Source organism: Streptomyces mobaraensis NBRC 13819 = DSM 40847 (genome assembly GCF_017916255.1).
GTDB lineage: Bacteria > Actinomycetota > Actinomycetes > Streptomycetales > Streptomycetaceae > Streptomyces > Streptomyces mobaraensis.
In genome coordinates this window covers 161806-178177 of the sequence record NZ_CP072827.1, presented here as the reverse complement: position 1 = coordinate 178177, position 16372 = coordinate 161806, and the positions used below count along the sequence as shown (strand labels likewise).

Genomic DNA, 16372 nt, shown 5'->3' with positions numbered 1-16372 from the left:
GTTCGCTGAGAGGGCCGTCGTGAGGCCCGTCGCGAGACCCGCCGCGAGGCGCGTAGAGAGTCCGCCGAAGGCCCGCTGCGAACCTCGCCGAGAAGACCGCCAAGAGTTCCGCCGTACGGGCGTCGCCCGTCACCACCGAGCATGTGGTGACGGGCGACGCCCGTACGGTGTGCGCCGGTTCAGCGGCCGTCCGCCGGGGCCGCGTCGTCGCTCCCGTAGTAGGCGGTGCGCATGATCTCCCGCAGGTCGTCGAGCATGGGCATACGCGGATTGGCGGGCGCGCACTGGTCCTCGAAGGCGTTGAGCGCCTGCCGGGGGAGGGCGTCGAGGAAGACGCCCTCGTCGATGCCCAGCGCCCGGAACGACGGTTCGATGCCCACCGCCTCGCGCAGCCGCTCCACGGCCGCCGCGTAGGAGGCGACGCCCTCCTCGGGCGTGGCGGCCGGCAGGCCCAGGGCGCGGGCGAGCTCCTGGAAGCGCTCGGGGGCCCGGTACGTCTCGTACTTGGGCCAGCCGGTCAGCTTGGTGGGGACGGTGCCGTTGTAGCGGATGACGTGCGGCAGCAGGATCGCGTTGGTCCGGCCGTGGGCGACGTGGAAGGTGGCGCCCAGGGTGTGCGCCATGGCGTGCACGATGCCGAGGAAGGCGTTGCCGAAGGCCATGCCGGCGATGGTGGAGGCGTTGTGCACCTTCTCCCGGGCCGCGGGACGCGCGGCCCGGTCGGTGACGGCCGCCTCCAGGTTCTCGAAGATCAGCTTGATGGCGTGCAGGGCGAGGCCGTCGGTGAAGTCACTGGCGTACACGGAGACGTACGCCTCCGTCGCGTGCGTCAGCGCGTCGAAGCCGCTGTCCGCCGCCAGGGCCGCGGGCAGGTCCTTCGCCAGCAGCGGGTCGACGATGGCGACGCTCGGGGTCAGCGCGTAGTCGGCCAGCGGGTACTTGCGGCCGGTCGCCGGGTCGGAGATGACCGCGAACGGGGTGACCTCCGCGCCGGTGCCGGACGTCGTCGGGACGCACACCAGCCGCGCCCGCCCGCCCAGTTCGGGGAAGCGGAAGGCCCGCTTGCGGATGTCGGAGAACTTCTGCCGCATGTCGGAGAAGTCGACGTCGGGCTGCTCGTAGAGGAGCCACATCACCTTCGCCGCGTCCATCGGGGAGCCGCCGCCCAGGGCGATGATGGTGTCGGGCCTGAACTCCCGCATCAGCCGCGCCCCGTGCCGCACGGAGTCGATGCTCGGCTCCGGCTCCACGTTGTCGATGATCTGGAGGGTCACCGGCTCGGCCCGGTGCCGCAGGACCCGGGAGACGCGGTCGACGTAGCCGAGGCGGGTCATGGTGGCGTCCGTGACGACGGTGACGCGCCGGACCCCCGCCATGGCCGCGAGGTAGCGGATGGCCTGCGGTTCGAAGTAGACCTTCGGCGGGACCTTGAACCACTGGAGGTTGTTGCGGCGCGAGCTGACGCGCTTGATGTTCAGCAGGTTGACCGCCGAGACGTTGTCGGAGACCGAGGTGTGGCTCCAGGAGCCGCAGCCCAGCGTCAGCGACGGCACCAGGTGGTTGTAGACGCCGCCGATGGCGCCCTGCGACGACGGCGCGTTGACGATGACCCGTACCGTCTGCATCCGGTGCCCGAACTCCTCGGCGACCGCCGGGTCCCCGGTGTGCACGACGGCGCTGTGCCCCCGGCCGTTGAAGGCCACCATGTCCGCGGCGAGGCCGAAGCCCTCGGCCTGGCTCCCGGCCCGCAGGACCGCCAGCACCGGGCAGAGCTTCTCGCGGGTCAGCGGCTCGGCGGGGCCCACGCGTTCCGCCTCGACCAGGATGACGGAGGTCTCCTCCGGCACGCTGAACCCCGCCTGGTCGGCGATCCACGCGGGTCCCCGCCCGACGACGGCCGGGTTCACCCGCGGCTCGCCCTCGGCCGCGGGGTCCGGGGGGAACAGGAACTCCTCCAGCAGCCGCTTCTCCTCCGCCGTCGCCACGTGCGCGTGCAGCCGGCGGAACTCCGCCAGCCCCCGGTCGTACACCTCGTCGTCCAGGATCACGGCCTGCTCCGACGCGCAGATCATGCCGTTGTCGAAGGACTTCGACAGCACCAGGTCGTTGACCGCCCGCCGGACGTCCGCGCTGCGGTGGACGTACGCGGGGACGTTCCCGGCGCCCACGCCGATGGCCGGCTTCCCCGCCGAATAGGCGGCCCGGACCATGGAGTTGCCCCCGGTGGCGAGGATCAGCGCGACGCCCTCGTGGCGCATCAGCAGCCGCGTCGCCTCCAGCGAGGGCTCCTCGATCCACTGCACGCAGTGCTCCGGCGCCCCGGCCGCGACGGCCGCGTCCCGGACGACGCGCGCCGCCTCGGCACTGCACCGCTGGGCGGCGGGGTGGAAGGCGAAGACGACGGGGTTGCGGGTCTTCAGCGCCACCAGCGCCTTGAAAACGGTGGTGGAGGTGGGGTTGGTGACGGGGGTGACCGCGCAGACCACGCCCACCGGCTCGGCGATCTCGACCATGCCCTCCGTCTCGTCCCGGGAGACGACCCCGACCGTCCGCGTCCGGGCCATGCCGTCCGTGACGTGCTCGCAGGCGAACATGTTCTTCGCCGCCTTGTCCTCGAACACCCCCCGGCCGGTCTCGTCCACCGCCAGCCGGGCCAGGTACGTATGCCGGTCCAGCGCGGCCACGGACGCCTTGGCCACGATGTGGTCGACCTGCTCCTGGGTCAGGGCGGCGTAGTCGTCGAGCGCCTTCAGCCCGTTGGCGACCAGCCGGTCCACCGCCACGGCGGTGTCGGAGGGTACGTCGGTGGCGGTGCGCCGTCCGTCGTCGTGTCGGTTCATGGGGGGACTCCGTCGTGGTCGGTACGCGGCCGGGGTGCCGGCGGCCTGACCGGGCGGCGCCCGCCCGGGGTGCCGCCCGCACCGCCAGCCTCACCCACCGCCCCCGCGGCACCGAGGGTACGAAGGTCCCCCGCCGCGGCCCGGTGGTCCGCGAACCGGCGCCTGCCGGGAGGCCGTTCGGCCCCGCACCGGGGAGGGACCGCGTACGGGACCGGTCGGCCCCAGCGGCGTGGCGGACGGCGCGGCACGCTGGAGGGAACGGACGCCCGCCGGTTCCCGGGCGGCCGGGGGACGCGTCACCGAGGAACCGGTAGGAGAGGAGGGCAGCCCCGTGCAGACGCCGATCGTCGGGGAGATCATGACGAGCCCCGTGGCGCGTGCCCGTCCGGGCACGTCGTTCGAGGGCCTCGTACGGCTGCTGCGCCGGCGCGGCGTCAGCGGCGTTCCGGTGCTCGACCCGGACGACAAGGTCGTCGGGGTGGTGTCCGAGAAGGACCTGGCACGCCATCGGGAGCGCGGCGGCACCGCGGCGGAGCTGATGTCCAGCCCCGCCCTCACCGTGCACCCCGAACAGCGCGCGGCCGACGCCGCCCGCGTCATGGACCGCCACCGCGTCAACCGGCTGCCCGTCGTGGACGAGGAGGACCGGCTCATCGGCATCGTCACCCGCGGCGACCTGCTGCGCGTCTTCCTGCGGACCGACGCCGCGATCCGCGAGGACATCGAGGGCCGCGTCCTGCCCGGGGTGTTGCGGGTACCCGAGGGGGCCGTGCGCGTCGCGGTCCGCGACGGCCTCGTCACGCTGGACGGCCGGGTGCCGGCCACCGTGGACGTCCCGGGGGCCGTGCGGGAGACCTGGCGGGTGGACGGCGTCACCGGCGTCGTCAGCCGACTGCACACCGGTGGCGAACCGGGGTGGGGCGGTGGGCGCGGGCGGGCCGCCGAGCGCGGGCCGACGGGGTGAGCCGGCGGGCGGGTCGGGCGGGTTGTGCGGGGCGGTGAGTGGGGATGGGCGGGTCGGTCGGGCTCGGCCGGCCGGGCCCGTTCAGCGGGCCGGCCCGCAGCGGCTCCGGGACCGCGCGCGGTTCAGTCGCGGTCCCGAGGCCATGTGTGGTCGGTTCGGGGCCGCGCGGGTGACGACTGGAGGGGCCGGTGCCGGACGTCAGGTGGGCAGCCGCTTCGACCAGAGCGGTTCCACGACGCGCCACTCGGCCGCCCACTGCTCGTACCGTCGGCGGTCGATCGCGGCGATCAGCGCGGTCCGCGCGCCGAGGTGGACGAGCAGCACCGCCACGGCCGCCATGGCGCCCGTGAACCACCCGGTGCTCAGAGCCTCCTGACGGGTCGTCGGAGGCTTGACGAGCCGCCCCGACCCGTCCACCCACACCTCGACCGCTCCGCCCTCGACGATGTCTCCGGGGACCTCGGTGAAACCGGTGTGGGACCCGCCCCGCCCGTCGGTCCAGCGGACCGGTGCCCACCGGACACCGCTCGCGGCCGAGACCCCCTGAGCGTCGGTCACCGCGTGCGCGGTGACCCGGTGCCGGGCGGCCGACTGCCGTGCCGCGACCCGCGACTCGGCGGCGTAGGCGGCCTCGCCCGCCAGGAACGGCACGGTGGCCAGGGCGAGGACCAGCAGGACCAGCAGGCAGGCGCAGAGCCGGCTCTGGCAGCGGTCGCAGGCGCGCCGCACGGAGTCGTGCCGGCGGCGTGGGTGGTGCGTCGTCATGGGTGCCTCCGCGGGCGGGAATCCGTACGGCTCGGCGCGCTGCTCCGACCGTGGGACCCCCGGCGGTCCGGCGTCACGAGGCCGAAGGTCCCGAGGCCAGGACGCCCGGCGGCACCGGAGGGGACCGAACGGGCCCCCGCGGAGCCGTGCCATGGCCCTTCGGTGACGGCCCGGGCGCAACGTCCGCGCTTCGGCTCCGAGGAGGCCGCGCGCCGCCGCACTGACCTGCGCGTGCCGCGCGGCTTGCGCTACTGGTAGTGCCCTGCACGCTGCCTCCCGCGGAGCGGCACCGGGACGGCGCGGCTCGGCGGCGCCCCGAAGCACCCGGACGCCGGGGTCCGCGCCGAGGCCGAGTACGGGCCGCCGGGCGGCCACTGGCCGCGGCGAGCGACCCCGCTCCCGGTGCGCGGCGCGGGCGGCACGGTGCCGGATAGCGGCTCGGCCCCGGCACCCACTCCGCGCTGTGCCGCGCCCGCCGCCGGGTGACCCCGGTGCCCGTGCCCTGACCGGTTCGCAGGGCCGAAGGTCCCGGCCGTGCCCGGGCCACCCGGAGCGGCGGGCCGCGCGGAGCAGGACCGTCCGGCCCCGGTGTCGAGGACTCCGTCCTCCGTGCGCCCGGCCGCGCCCGGCGCCACAGTGGACGGGAGTCCATCCGCTCCCCGCCACAAGGAGGCACTCCATGCCCGGCACCATCACCGTCGGAGTCGACGGAACCGACCACAGCCTCGCCGCCGTCGACTGGGCGGCCGCCGAGGCGTCCCGCCGTGCCGCGGTCCTTCGCGTCGTGTTCGCCTGGGTGTGGCGGCCCTTGGACGTGCCGGTCGCCGCCGACGAGGCCGTGCAGCGGGAGTGGGCCGAGAACGTGCTGCGGGAGGCGGAGAAGCGGGCGGGCTCCGCGCACCCGGAGCTGACGGTCGTCACCCAGGTGCTCTCCGACGATCCGGTGCCCGCCCTGGTCGCCGAGGCCGGGCAGACCGACCTGCTCGTGCTGGGCTCCCGCGGCCACGGCGCGCTCGTCGGCCGGCTGCTGGGGTCCGTCGCCCTCCGGGTGCTGCCGCGGGCCGGCGGGCCGGTGGTCCTGGTGCGCCGGCCGGACGAGAAGCGGGCGGACGCGACGGCGACGGAGATCGTGGTGGGTGTCCAGGACGTCGACGACGACGGTTCCGGACCGGCCCTGGACTTCGCCTTCGCCGCCGCGGCGGCACGCGGCGTCCGGCTGCGAGCCGTCCGGGCCTGGCACCTCCCGCCGGTCTTCGCCTGGAGCGCCGGCTCGGCGTGGGTGGGCGAGGAGACGGGCGGCCTGTCGGCGCTGGAGCGGGAGCGGCTGACCGAGGCGCTCCGGCCGTGGCGTGCCAGGTACCCCGGGGTGGAGGTCGTCGAGACCCTCGAACTGGGGAGCGCCGGCGAGCTGTTGCTGTCCTACGGCGGGTCGGCCGCCCTCATGGTCGTCGGCCACCGGACCGGGGGAGAGCACGGACGCGCCCGGATCGGCGCGGTCACCCAGGCGGTCCTCCACCATGCGCCCTGCCCCGTCGCCGTGGTCCCCTGCCCGTAGTCCCGGGCCCGGCCGCCCGGGCCCGGACCGGGAACGGCGAACGGCCCGCCACCGCGCCCGCGGTGGCGGGCCGTTCGCCGTTCCCCACGCGGTCCGACGGGATCGGGCACTCGCGCGGGCCCGGCCGCTGCCGTGCGCGGCCCGGCGCACCGGCATGCGGTGAGGTGGTGGGCGGGCGCGTGACCTGCCGGACGACGTGCGCTCGGGTGATCCGCTGCCGCCCGGGTGCCCCTTGTGCGGCCCCGCGCCCACGCCCGCGTACACCCGTCGCACGGACCATGACCGGGCCTTCGTCGCGAACGCCCGTCCGCCCACGGAAGAAGGCCCCCGGCCGCGATCGGCCGGGGGCCTTCGCGCCCCGTCGTCCTCGGCACAGTCCCCGTCACATCCGCGTCACCGCGCCGGCCGTCGCGCGCGGGACCGGCTCGTCGTCGGGGCCGTAGCCGAAGCGGATGAGGCACTGCGGGCGCCCAAAGCCGCCGCCCGGCAACTCGCGGCGCAGATCCGGCCAGTCGAGCGCCTGTTGGAGCACGGCCGTCCGCACGCCCCGGGCGGCGGCCACCAGGAGTACCCGCTCCACGGCCTGCCCGGCCCGCAGCCAGTCCTCCGGCCCGTCGCCGTCGGTCAGCAACAGCGCCACCCTGACATGGGGTTCCAGGGGCAGCGCGCGGATCCGCGCCGTGCGGCCGCTGCCCAGGAAGTCCCCCACCGGCGCCTTCCGTGTCAGGTCGAGCGGTTCCGGGGCGATGGGCGGGGTGCCGTACGGGCAGGCGCCGGGCGGTGTGACCCAGGCGCGGTGCTCCCGCGAGCGGCCCGTGTCCGCCCGGTGGCCCCACCCGCCGAAGGAGCGTTGTTCGCCCTCCGCGGTCAGCCCGAGGACGCGGCGCGTGGCGGCGGGATCCGGGACGTACAGCCGTGTGCCCTCGGCGCGGGCGCCCGCGCACAGCTCCGCCACGACGGACGCGGGGACCGGCCGCGCGGTGAACGGCAGCCGGCTGACGGGGCACCGGGCCACGGCCGCGTAGAGGTCCCGGTCGCGCGAGCGGCCGGCCCCTGCCGCCCGGAGCGTGACGACGGCGAGCAGGCCGGGGTCGTCCGGAGCCGGCAGCGGCCGGACCACCGCCTCCCAGCCCAGGTGGGCGGCGGCCACCCGCAGGTTGAACACCGCGGCCCCCGCGGACAAGTGCAGGGACCGCGCCGCCGGGTCCGCCGGTGACGGCGGAAGTCCCCGTGCGGACCGCACCTCCAGCGCCCGGGAGTCGGGTTCCAGCCGTAGCCGCCAGGGCCGCGCGGCGTGGAGGGAGGGAGCGGCGACCGCGGCGGCGACCAGGGTCTCCAGGGCCGCGGCGTCGAGTTCGGGCACATACATGGCGATCGAGTCCTCTCCGGGCCCGGCCGGGCCGGGCCCGTCGTCCTCCGGCGCCTCCACCGTCCGCCCGCGAGGCGGGCACGGGCCATGGACCATCCGTCCCGGGCCCGCCGGAGTCCGTCCCCGGCCGGGACGGTCCCGGGGCCGATGGTCCCGGTCGTGACGGGCGTGGTCCCTGGTGAAGCCGGGACCAGGGGGCCTGCGTTGGGGACCAGCGGCGGTGCGGCCGGGCGAGGTCCCCGTGACACGGTGGAACCGCTCGAACCGGACTCCCCTTCCGAGGCTTCCGGTCCTTCGGAGACGAGCGCCCGGCACCGCCCGGCGCGCCGCTCCCCCTCCGTGCAGGAGACCCTCATGACCTTCCACGTGGATTCCGAGACCGGCCGGCTGCGGCAGGTGATCCTCCATCGCCCCGACCTCGAACTGAAGCGGCTGACCCCCGGCAACAAGGACGAGTTGCTCTTCGACGACGTGCTGTGGGTCAAGCGCGCCCGCGAGGAGCACGACGCGTTCGCCGACACCCTCCGGGACCGCGGTGTGCGCGTGCACTACCTGGCCGACCTGCTCACCGAGACCCTGGCCCTGCCGGCCGCCCGCTCACTGGTCGTCGACCGGGTGTTCGACGAGCGGGAGTTCGGGATCCTGGCCACCGACCGCATGCGGGCCGTCTTCGACGCCATGGAGCCGGCCGAGCTGACCGGTTGCCTCATCGGCGGCGTGACCAAGCGCGAGCTCGACCAGCGCATGGGCGTCCTGCCCAGCGTGCGGCTGCACGCCATGGCCCCCGACGACTTCGTCCTCGCGCCGCTGCCCAACCACCTCTTCACCCGCGACACTTCCTGCTGGGTCTACGACGGCGTCAGCGTGAACGCCATGAAGAAGCGGGCCCGGCGCCGCGAGACGGTGCACTTCGAGGCGATCTACGCGCATCACCCGCTGTTCGAGAAGCAGGAGTTCCAGCGCTGGTCGGCGGGCCAGGCCGACCACCCGTCCACGATCGAGGGCGGCGACGTCCTGGTCATCGGCAACGGCGCGGTCCTGGTGGGGATGAGCGAGCGCACCACGCCGCAGGCCGTCGAGGCCCTCGCCCTGCGGATGTTCGCGGCCGGCTCGGCCCGCAAGGTGGTGGCGCTGGAGATGCCCAAGAAGCGCACCTTCATGCACCTCGACACTGTCATGACCATGGTGAGCGGTGACACCTTCACCCAGTACGCCGGCCTCGGCGCGCTGCCGTCGGTCACCGTCGAACCGGGCGGCGACGGCGAGAAGCTGCACCTCACCGACCACGCGCCCGGCGACACGCGCCACGCCATCGCCGACGCGCTGGGCCTGCCCGCGATCAAGGTGCTCACCGCGACGCAGAACGTCCACTCCGCCGAACGGGAGCAGTGGGACGACGGCTGCAACGTCCTGGCCGTCGAGCCCGGCGTCGTCGTCGCCTACGAACGCAACGTCACCACCAACACCCACCTGCGCCGCAACGGCATCGAGGTCATCACCATCCGCGGCAGCGAACTCGGCCGCGGGCGCGGCGGCCCGCGCTGCATGAGCTGCCCCGTCGAGCGCGACGCCGTCTGACCCCACCGCCCGCCGCATCCCACCTGTCAGGAGCACACGACCATGGCCCTCAACCTCCGCCACCGCAGCTTCCTCAAGGAACTCGACTTCACCACCGCCGAGTTCCGCTACCTCCTCGACCTGTCCGCCCAGCTGAAGACCGCCCGCAACAGCGGCACCGAGCAGCAGCGGCTGCGCGGCCGCAACATCGTCATCATCTTCGAGAAGACCTCCACCCGCACCCGCTGCGCCTTCGAGGCCGCCGCCCACCAGCAGGGCGCCCACGTCACCTACCTGGAGCCCACCGGCTCGCAGATGGGCCACAAGGAGTCCGTGAAGGACACCGCCCGCGTCCTGGGCCGGATGTACGACGGCATCGAGTACCGCGGCAGCAGTCAGCACGCCGTCGAGGAACTGGCCGACCACTCGGGCGTCCCGGTGTGGAACGGCCTGACCGACGAGTGGCACCCCACCCAGTCGCTCGCCGACGCCCTGACCATGTGGGAGAACACCCAGAAGCCGCTGCACGAGATCTCCTTCGCCTACCTCGGCGACGCCCGCAACAACGTCGGCAACTCCCTGCTCGTCATGGGCGCGATGCTCGGCATGGACGTCCGCATGGTCGGCCCGGCGAGCCTGCGCAACAGCCCCGACGTCGTCAAGGAGGCCCGGCGCGTCGCCGGGTCCACCGGCGCGCGGATCACCGTCACCGAGGACGTCGACGGGGGAGTGGCCGGCGTCGACTTCGTCTACACCGACGTCTGGGTCTCCATGGGCGAGCCCAAGGAGATCTGGGACGAGCGGATCGCACTCCTCAAGCCCTACCAGGTGACCATGGACGTGCTGAAGGCCACCGGCAACCCGCGCGTCAAGTTCATGCACTGCCTGCCCGCCTTCCACGACAGCGGCACCACCGTGGGCGCGGAGATACTCGCCCGCACCGGCATGACGGCCCTCGAAGTCACCGACGAGGTCTTCGAGTCGCCCCACTCCGTCGTCTTCGACCAGGCCGAGAACCGGCTGCACACCATCAAGGCCGTCCTCGTCGCCACCCTCGGCGACTGACGCCCCCGACTCCCGCCCTCCACAGGAGACATCATGCGCGTCGTCGTCGCGCTCGGCGGAAACGCCCTGCTGCGCAGAGGAGACCGGCCGGACGCGGCCGTGCAGCTCGCCAACGTCCGGACGGCCGTGGCCGCCCTCGCCCCCCTCGCCCACCGGCACGAGGTGGTCATCACCCACGGCAACGGCCCCCAGGTCGGCCTGCTCGCCCTGCAGAGCGCCGCCGACCACAGCCTCACCTCGCCCTACCCCTTCGACGTCCTGGGCGCCGAGACCCAGGGCATGATCGGCTACTGGCTCCTCCAGTCCCTGCAGAACGCCCTCCCCGGCCGCCAGATCTGCGCCCTGCTCAACCAGACCCTCGTCTCCGCCGCCGACCCGGCCTTCGCCGAACCGACCAAGTTCGTCGGGCCGGTGTACGACGAGGAAACGGCCGAACGGCTCGCCGCCGAGCGCGGCTGGACCGTCCGGCGGGACGGGGACCACTGGCGGCGCGTCGTCCCCTCGCCCGATCCCCAGCGCGTCGTCGAGACCCGGCTGATCCGACTGCTGCTCAACTCCGGCGCGGTGGCCGTGTGCGCCGGCGGCGGCGGGGTCCCCGTCGTCCGCGACGAGGCCGGGCGGCTCACCGGCGTGGAGGCGGTCGTCGACAAGGACCTCACCGCCGCCCTGCTCGCCGAGGCGCTGGACGCCGATGCCCTGCTCCTGCTGACGGACGTGCCCGCGGTCGTCCGCGGGTACGGCACGCCGGACGCGGAGCCGATCCGGTACACCACGCCGGGCCGGCTGCGGGCCGAGGAGTTCCCCGCCGGCTCGATGGGACCCAAGGTCGAGGCCGTCTGCCGGTTCGTGGAACTGACCGGCGGCATGGCCGCCATCGGCGCCCTCCAGGACGCCGCCGCCCTCCTCGACGGAGCCGCCGGCACCGTCGTCACCCCCAGCGGCCGCCCCTTCGACGGCGCGGACGACCAGCCACAGGACCGGTCATGAGCCCCCGCGCCTCCGCTCCCACCCCCGCCCCGGCCGACGAGGCCGGGGGCGGGGCCCCCGCGGCACCCGGAACTCCGGCGCCCCCCGCCGTGCCCAAGAAGAAGGGGTTCCACTTCCCCTCCGCCTTCACCGTGCTGGCCGCCGTCACGCTCGCCGTGTGGGCGCTGACCTTCGTCATCCCCTCGGGCCGGTACGAGACCAAGGACGGCGGCCCCGTCCCCGGCACCTACCACTCCGTCCACCTCACCCAGGACTTCGGCGCCCGCCTCAAGGACCTCTTCCTCTCCCCGGTGAACGGGCTCTACGGCGTCACCGACGACACGTCCGGCCTCACCGCCCCCGGCGGCACCGGTGCCTTCTTCGGCGCCGCCGGCGTCTTCCTCTTCGTCCTCGCCGTCGGCGCGTTCATCACCGTCACCCTCCGCACCGGCGCCCTGACCTCCGGCGTGGCCCGGCTGGCGGACCGCCTCCAGCGGCACCGCACGCTGCTGCTGATCGTGCTGATGAGCCTGTTCTCCCTCGGCGGCACCACCTACGGGATGGCGGAGGAGACCCTGGGCTTCTACGGGCTGATGATCCCGCTGATGCTCAAGCTGGGCTACGACCGCATGGTCGGCGCGACGGTCATCATGGTCGGCGCCGGCGTCGGCACCCTCGCCTCCACCGTCAACCCCTTCGCCACCGGCGTGGCCTCCGACAGCGCAGGCATCGGCACCGGCGACGGCATCGTGCTCCGGCTGCTGATGTGGGCGGTGCTGACCGCGCTGGCCGCCGGCTACGTGGTCCGCTACGCCGACCGCGTCCACGCCGCACCCGGGCGCTCGCTCGTCGCGCCGCTGCCGGAGGACGAGGCGCTGCGGAAGGAGGGCGCGGACGCGGGGAAGCTCACCGCACGGCAGAAGGCCGTCCTCGCCCTCTTCGCCGCCACCTTCCTCTTCATGATCTTCGCGGTGATCCCCTGGGCCGACCTCCACGTCACCTTCCTGCCCACCCTGGGCTGGTACTTCCCCGAACTGGCCGCCCTGTTCATCGCCGCCGCCGTGCTGGTCGGACTGGTGGCGGGGCTCGGCGAGAAGGGAATCACCAACGCCATCACGGCGGGCGCCGGGGACTTCATCGGCGCGGCGATGATCATCATGCTGGCCCGCGGTGTCACCGTCATCATGAACAACGCCAGCGTCACCGACACCATCCTCGACCGGCTCCAGCACGCGGTGTCCGGCACCTCGTCCGGGTTCTTCGCGGTGCTGATGTTCCTGGTCAACCTGCCGCTGGCGTTCTTCGTGCCCTCGTCCTCGGGCCACGCGGCCCTGGCCATGCCCATCCTCGCCCCGCTCGCCGACTTCGCCGGAGTGAGCCGGGCCGCGGTCGTCACCGCCTACCAGTCGGCCTCGGGCTGGGTGAATCTGATCACCCCCACCTCGGCGGTGGTGATGGGCGGCCTGGCCCTGGCCAAGGTTCGCTACGACCGCTACCTGCGGTTCATCGCCCCTCTCATGGGCATCCTGCTCGTGGCGGTCGCCGGGTTCATGGTGCTGGGCGCGGCCCTTGGCTGAATCGGCACCCCGGCCGTCCGCTTCCCGGACGCCGCGCCGCGGGGCCGGCCCTCCGTCGGGCCGACCCCGCGGCGCGTTCCGTTTCCCGCCCGGGGAACGGACCGGCCCCGCCGCACGGCCCCCGCGCCCCCTCCCACCGACCGCTCCACTTACCGCGCGGAAACCACGGCCGCTACGGTGAGGGCCGGTGTCGGCGGCCGGGAGCCGCCGGGGGTCAGAAGGAGAGAAGGCGTGGACACAGCGGACTCGTCGGCACGGATTCCGCGCCTGCGGCTGGACGAGCTCCTGGAGGAGCTCCAGGCACGGATCGACGCCGCGCGGGGCACCCGTGACCGGGTGCACAGCCTGTTGGAGGCCGTGCTGTCGGTGGGCCGCCAATTGGACCTCACCCAGGTCCTGCAGCGGATCGTGGAGGCGGCGGCGACCCTGGTCGACGCCCGGTACGCGGCACTGGGCGTCATCGGCCCGGACGGCAGGACGCTGGCGCAGTTCCTCACCGTCGGGCTGTCCGACGAGGAGATCGCGGCCATCGGTCCGTACCCGACGGGCAAGGGCCTCCTCGGGGAGCTGATCCGGCACCCCGAACCGCTCCGGCTCTCCGACCTGGCCACGCACCCCGCCTCGTACGGCTTCCCGGCCGGGCATCCGCCGATGCGGACGTTCCTCGGCGTCCCCGTCCGGGTCCGCGACGAGGTGTTCGGCAATCTCTACCTCACCGACAAGCGCGGCGGCGGGGAGTTCGACGCCGAGGACGAGGCGGTGCTGTCCACCCTGGCGGTGGCCGCGGGCGTGGCGATCGACAACGCCCGCCTCTTCGAGGAGGCGCGCAGGCAGCAGGCGTGGCTGCGCGCCAACGCCGAGATCACCCGGAGCCTGCTGTCGGGCAGTTCGCGGGCCGAGGTGCTGGAGCTGATCGCCCGGCGGGCCCGGGAGATCACCGGAGCGGCGGTCGCGGACGTCTACGCGCCGGTGGGCGACACCGGCCGGCTCGTCGTCGAGTTCGCGGTGGGCGGCGACGCCGCCACCCGGCGCGGCCTGACCGTGCCCGCCGACGGCACGCTGTCCGGCGCCGCCTCCGCCGACGCGTCCCCGGTGACCACGCCCGACCTGTCCGCCGACCCCCGCTTCGCCACGAGTCCGCGCCGGTCCGACGGCCTGGGGTCGGCCGTCGCGGTGCCGCTGGGCTCGGCCAAGGGCAAGGTCGAGGGCGTCCTGCTGCTGGCGCGCGAGAGCGGGGGCCCGGAGTTCAGCCCCGACGAGATCGGCCCGCTGCTGGGCTTCGCCGACCAGGCGGCCCTGGCGCTGGAACTGGCCGAGCGGCGGCGGGACACCGAGCAGCTGGCGCTGCTGGAGGACCGCGACCGCATCGCCCGCGACCTGCACGACCTGGCCATCCAGCGGCTGTTCGCCACCGGCATGACCCTGCAGAGCGCCGCCCGGTTCATCGACCACCCGGGCGCCGAGGAACGCGTGGTGCGCGCGGTCGGCGACCTGGACGAGACCATCAAGATCATCCGTACGACCATCTTCGGCCTCCGGGACCGCGGGGACGACACCGCGCAGGGCCTGCGCGCCCGTGCGGTGCGCGCCGTGAGCGAGGTCCAGCCGCTGCTGGGCTTCGCCCCGCAACTCGGCATGGAGGGCCTGCTGGACACGGACGTGCCGCAGGAGGTCGCCGACCATGTGGTGGCGGTGCTCGGCGAGGCGCTGAGCAACGCCGCCCGCCACGCCGGCGCCTCCAGCGTGAGGGTGAACCTGAAGGCCACCGACACCCACGTCGTGCTCACGGTCACCGACGACGGCGTCGGCATCCCCGCCGGCGGCCGGCGCAGCGGCCTGCGCAACCTGGCCCGGCGCGCCGAGGAACTCGGCGGCACCCTGGCCCTGTCCGTGCCACCCGGCGGCGGCACCCGCCTGGAGTGGTCGGCCCCCCTCCGGCCGGGCGGGCCCGTCCCACGGCAGGGAGACGCGCGGCTCGACGTCCCGTAGCCGGAGGCCGCCCGACGACGCACCGGCGGCCCCGGCAAGGCCGACGGGGCCGACCGGGCCGGACGCAAGGGCCGTTCGGCCCTGTCCGTCCGGCCCGGGTGATACGTCTACTGGGGGCATGGCCCCCATCACCGAGCCGCTCCCGCGTCAGGAAGCGCTCGCACTGCTGAAGGGCGCGCAGATCGGACGTCTGGTCTTCAGCCACCAGGCGCTGCCCGCCATCCGCCCCGTCAACCACGTCCTCATGGACGACCGGATCATCATCCGTGCCCACACCGGTGCCGCGCTGCTCGGCCCGGCCCGGGACGGCGCGGTGGTCGCCTACGAGGCGGACGAACTCGACAACGAACGGCGCACCGGATGGAGCGTGGTCGTGACCGGCGCCGCGCACCTGGTGACCGATCCGGCCCTGCAGAGCCGCTACCAGGCCGCCCTCACCCCCTGGATCGGCGGCGAGATGGCCCATACGGTGAGCATCAGCCTCGACTTGGTGACGGGCTACCGCATCAGGACGGAGACAGCGTGACCGACGACGCGACGGCCACCGAGCCGGTGACCGTGTTCCTCCTCGACGACCACGAGGTCGTCCGGCGCGGCATCCGCGACCTGGTGGAGGCCGAGGACGACCTCGTCGTGGTCGGCGAGGCCGGCACCGTCGAGCAGGCCCTGGTCCGCATCCCCGCGCTCCGCCCGAAGGTCGCGGTGCTGGACGTGCGGCTCCCGGACGGCGACGGGGTCGGCGTCTGCCGCGAACTGCGCTCGCGCGTACCGGGGCTCGGCTGCCTCATGCTCACCTCCTTCGACGACGAGGAGGCCCTGCTGGACGCCGTCATGGCCGGCGCCTCGGGGTACGTCCTCAAGCAGATCAGCGGTACGGACCTGGTGACGGCGGTCCGTACCGTCGCCGGCGGGCAGTCCACCCTGGACCCCGGCGCCACCACCCGGCTCATGGCCAAGCTCCGCGGCCAGACGACCGCGCCGGAGCCGCCGGAGCCGGCGGCCCTGACCTCGCTGACCGAGCGGGAGCGCGAGATCCTCGACCTGATCGGCGACGGCCTGACCAACCGCGAGATCGGCAAGCGGCTCTACCTCGCCGAGAAGACGGTCAAGAACCACATCTCGCGGCTGCTCGCCAAACTGGGTGTGGAACGCCGCGTCCAGGCGGCGGTCATCGCCACGGAGGCCAGGGCCGAGCGCCGGCAGCAGTCCGACACGAGTCGGTTGTGACCACCCCACGCACCTGGGCCGTCAGCCGAACACCACACTCTCCCCCCTGTACGTCCCCCATGACTCGCCGGTGCGCTTCGGCAACGGCTGCCTGGTGCCGCCGCAGCCGTAGGTGTCGTACACGACGGCGTCGGTGTCGGTCTGGTTGTCGGCGCCCCGGGCCGGCGTGTCGAAGTCGTAGCACACGCCGTCGACCGGGTTCGTGATCGTCCCATGGGTGCCGTCGATCCGGTCGTAGACGAACGTGCCGGTGGCCGCTTGCGCGTCAAGGGCGGGCCCGGTCAGCAGGAGGAACGCGGCGCCGGCGGTCAGTACGGCACGGGCGGTGAACCTGAGGCTCTTCATGGTGGGAGGTTTCCCGGGCACCGACGTACCGATGAGCCTCCGCACGCGCCGCCACCTGATCGAAGGGCGGCTCGCTTGCCTGTTCGGGGGGCGCCGGCCAGTAGGGACAGGCCGCGTTGACGGACAAGCCGCTCCTCCGGCCCACCCGCGGGC

Annotated in this window: 13 protein-coding genes; 9 read left to right on the top strand and 4 right to left on the bottom strand. The window is 74.3% G+C overall.

What is annotated here, in order from left to right; genetic code table 11:
• Positions 1–179 precede the first annotated feature (179 nt).
• The gene (adhE, locus tag J7W19_RS00575; RefSeq protein ID WP_004940488.1) at positions 180–2840 is read right to left on the bottom strand and encodes a bifunctional acetaldehyde-CoA/alcohol dehydrogenase; all 2661 of its coding nucleotides are present in this window, start codon (positions 2838–2840) and stop codon (positions 180–182) included.
• 331 nt (positions 2841–3171) lie between these two features.
• Here adhE and J7W19_RS00570 point away from each other — a divergent pair, with 331 nt between their 5' ends.
• On the top strand, positions 3172–3804 hold the full coding sequence (locus tag J7W19_RS00570; protein ID WP_004940486.1) for a CBS domain-containing protein: 633 nt from the start codon (positions 3172–3174) through the stop codon (positions 3802–3804).
• A 198-nt stretch (positions 3805–4002) separates the two neighbouring features.
• On the opposite strand, the gene J7W19_RS00565 is transcribed toward J7W19_RS00570, so the two are convergent.
• On the bottom strand, positions 4003–4569 hold the full coding sequence (locus J7W19_RS00565; RefSeq protein WP_004940483.1) for an Rv1733c family protein: 567 nt from the start codon (positions 4567–4569) through the stop codon (positions 4003–4005).
• A gap of 679 nt (positions 4570–5248) precedes the next feature.
• On the opposite strand from J7W19_RS00565, the gene J7W19_RS00560 reads away from it, so the two are divergent.
• A complete protein-coding gene (locus J7W19_RS00560; protein WP_004940481.1) occupies positions 5249–6124 on the top strand; it encodes a universal stress protein in 876 nt (291 codons plus the stop codon).
• 382 nt (positions 6125–6506) lie between these two features.
• Here J7W19_RS00560 and J7W19_RS00555 read toward each other — a convergent pair whose 3' ends face one another.
• A complete protein-coding gene (locus tag J7W19_RS00555) occupies positions 6507–7493 on the bottom strand; it encodes an Acg family FMN-binding oxidoreductase (RefSeq protein WP_040889138.1) in 987 nt (328 codons plus the stop codon).
• Positions 7494–7847: 354 nt separating this feature from the next.
• On the opposite strand from J7W19_RS00555, the gene J7W19_RS00550 reads away from it, so the two are divergent.
• From J7W19_RS00550 to J7W19_RS00520, 7 genes are all read left to right on the top strand, one after another.
• On the top strand, positions 7848–9071 hold the full coding sequence (locus J7W19_RS00550) for an arginine deiminase (RefSeq protein WP_004942756.1): 1224 nt from the start codon (positions 7848–7850) through the stop codon (positions 9069–9071).
• Positions 9072–9113: 42 nt separating this feature from the next.
• A complete protein-coding gene (gene argF, locus J7W19_RS00545) occupies positions 9114–10115 on the top strand; it encodes an ornithine carbamoyltransferase (RefSeq protein ID WP_004942751.1) in 1002 nt (333 codons plus the stop codon).
• 33 nt (positions 10116–10148) lie between these two features.
• Positions 10149–11102: a carbamate kinase gene (arcC, locus tag J7W19_RS00540; RefSeq protein WP_004942748.1), complete on the top strand. Its 954-nt coding sequence runs from the start codon at positions 10149–10151 to the stop codon at positions 11100–11102.
• Positions 11099–12658 (top strand): YfcC family protein, encoded by a 1560-nt coding sequence (locus J7W19_RS00535; RefSeq protein WP_004942745.1) that lies wholly within the window; start codon positions 11099–11101, stop codon positions 12656–12658. The genes arcC and J7W19_RS00535 overlap by 4 nt, the downstream gene beginning before the upstream one ends.
• A gap of 231 nt (positions 12659–12889) precedes the next feature.
• Positions 12890–14647 (top strand): GAF domain-containing sensor histidine kinase, encoded by a 1758-nt coding sequence (locus J7W19_RS00530; protein WP_004942743.1) that lies wholly within the window; start codon positions 12890–12892, stop codon positions 14645–14647.
• Positions 14648–14765: 118 nt separating this feature from the next.
• Entirely contained in the window at positions 14766–15173 is a 408-nt protein-coding gene (locus J7W19_RS00525) for a pyridoxamine 5'-phosphate oxidase family protein (protein WP_004942741.1), read from the top strand.
• A complete protein-coding gene (locus J7W19_RS00520) occupies positions 15170–15874 on the top strand; it encodes a response regulator (RefSeq protein WP_004942738.1) in 705 nt (234 codons plus the stop codon). Before J7W19_RS00525 ends, J7W19_RS00520 begins: the two co-directional genes overlap by 4 nt.
• A 21-nt stretch (positions 15875–15895) precedes the next feature.
• On the opposite strand, the gene J7W19_RS00515 is transcribed toward J7W19_RS00520, so the two are convergent.
• Positions 15896–16219 (bottom strand): hypothetical protein, encoded by a 324-nt coding sequence (locus J7W19_RS00515; protein WP_004942736.1) that lies wholly within the window; start codon positions 16217–16219, stop codon positions 15896–15898.
• Between the last annotated feature and the right edge of the window lie 153 nt (positions 16220–16372).

Bases quoted from the DNA above. Each gene is read 5' to 3' on its own strand.
- J7W19_RS00535 (WP_004942745.1), top strand. From the start codon at position 11,099: ATGAGCCCCCGCGCCTCCGCTCCCACCCCCGCCCCGGCCGACGAGGCC.
- J7W19_RS00550 (WP_004942756.1), top strand. From the start codon at position 7,848: ATGACCTTCCACGTGGATTCCGAGACCGGCCGGCTGCGGCAGGTGATC.
- J7W19_RS00525 (WP_004942741.1), top strand. From the start codon at position 14,766: ATGGCCCCCATCACCGAGCCGCTCCCGCGTCAGGAAGCGCTCGCACTG.
- J7W19_RS00565 (WP_004940483.1), bottom strand. From the start codon at position 4,569: ATGACGACGCACCACCCACGCCGCCGGCACGACTCCGTGCGGCGCGCC.
- J7W19_RS00560 (WP_004940481.1), top strand. From the start codon at position 5,249: ATGCCCGGCACCATCACCGTCGGAGTCGACGGAACCGACCACAGCCTC.
- arcC (WP_004942748.1), top strand. From the start codon at position 10,149: ATGCGCGTCGTCGTCGCGCTCGGCGGAAACGCCCTGCTGCGCAGAGGA.
- J7W19_RS00555 (WP_040889138.1), bottom strand. From the start codon at position 7,493: ATGTATGTGCCCGAACTCGACGCCGCGGCCCTGGAGACCCTGGTCGCC.
- adhE (WP_004940488.1), bottom strand. From the start codon at position 2,840: ATGAACCGACACGACGACGGACGGCGCACCGCCACCGACGTACCCTCC.
- J7W19_RS00515 (WP_004942736.1), bottom strand. From the start codon at position 16,219: ATGAAGAGCCTCAGGTTCACCGCCCGTGCCGTACTGACCGCCGGCGCC.
- argF (WP_004942751.1), top strand. From the start codon at position 9,114: ATGGCCCTCAACCTCCGCCACCGCAGCTTCCTCAAGGAACTCGACTTC.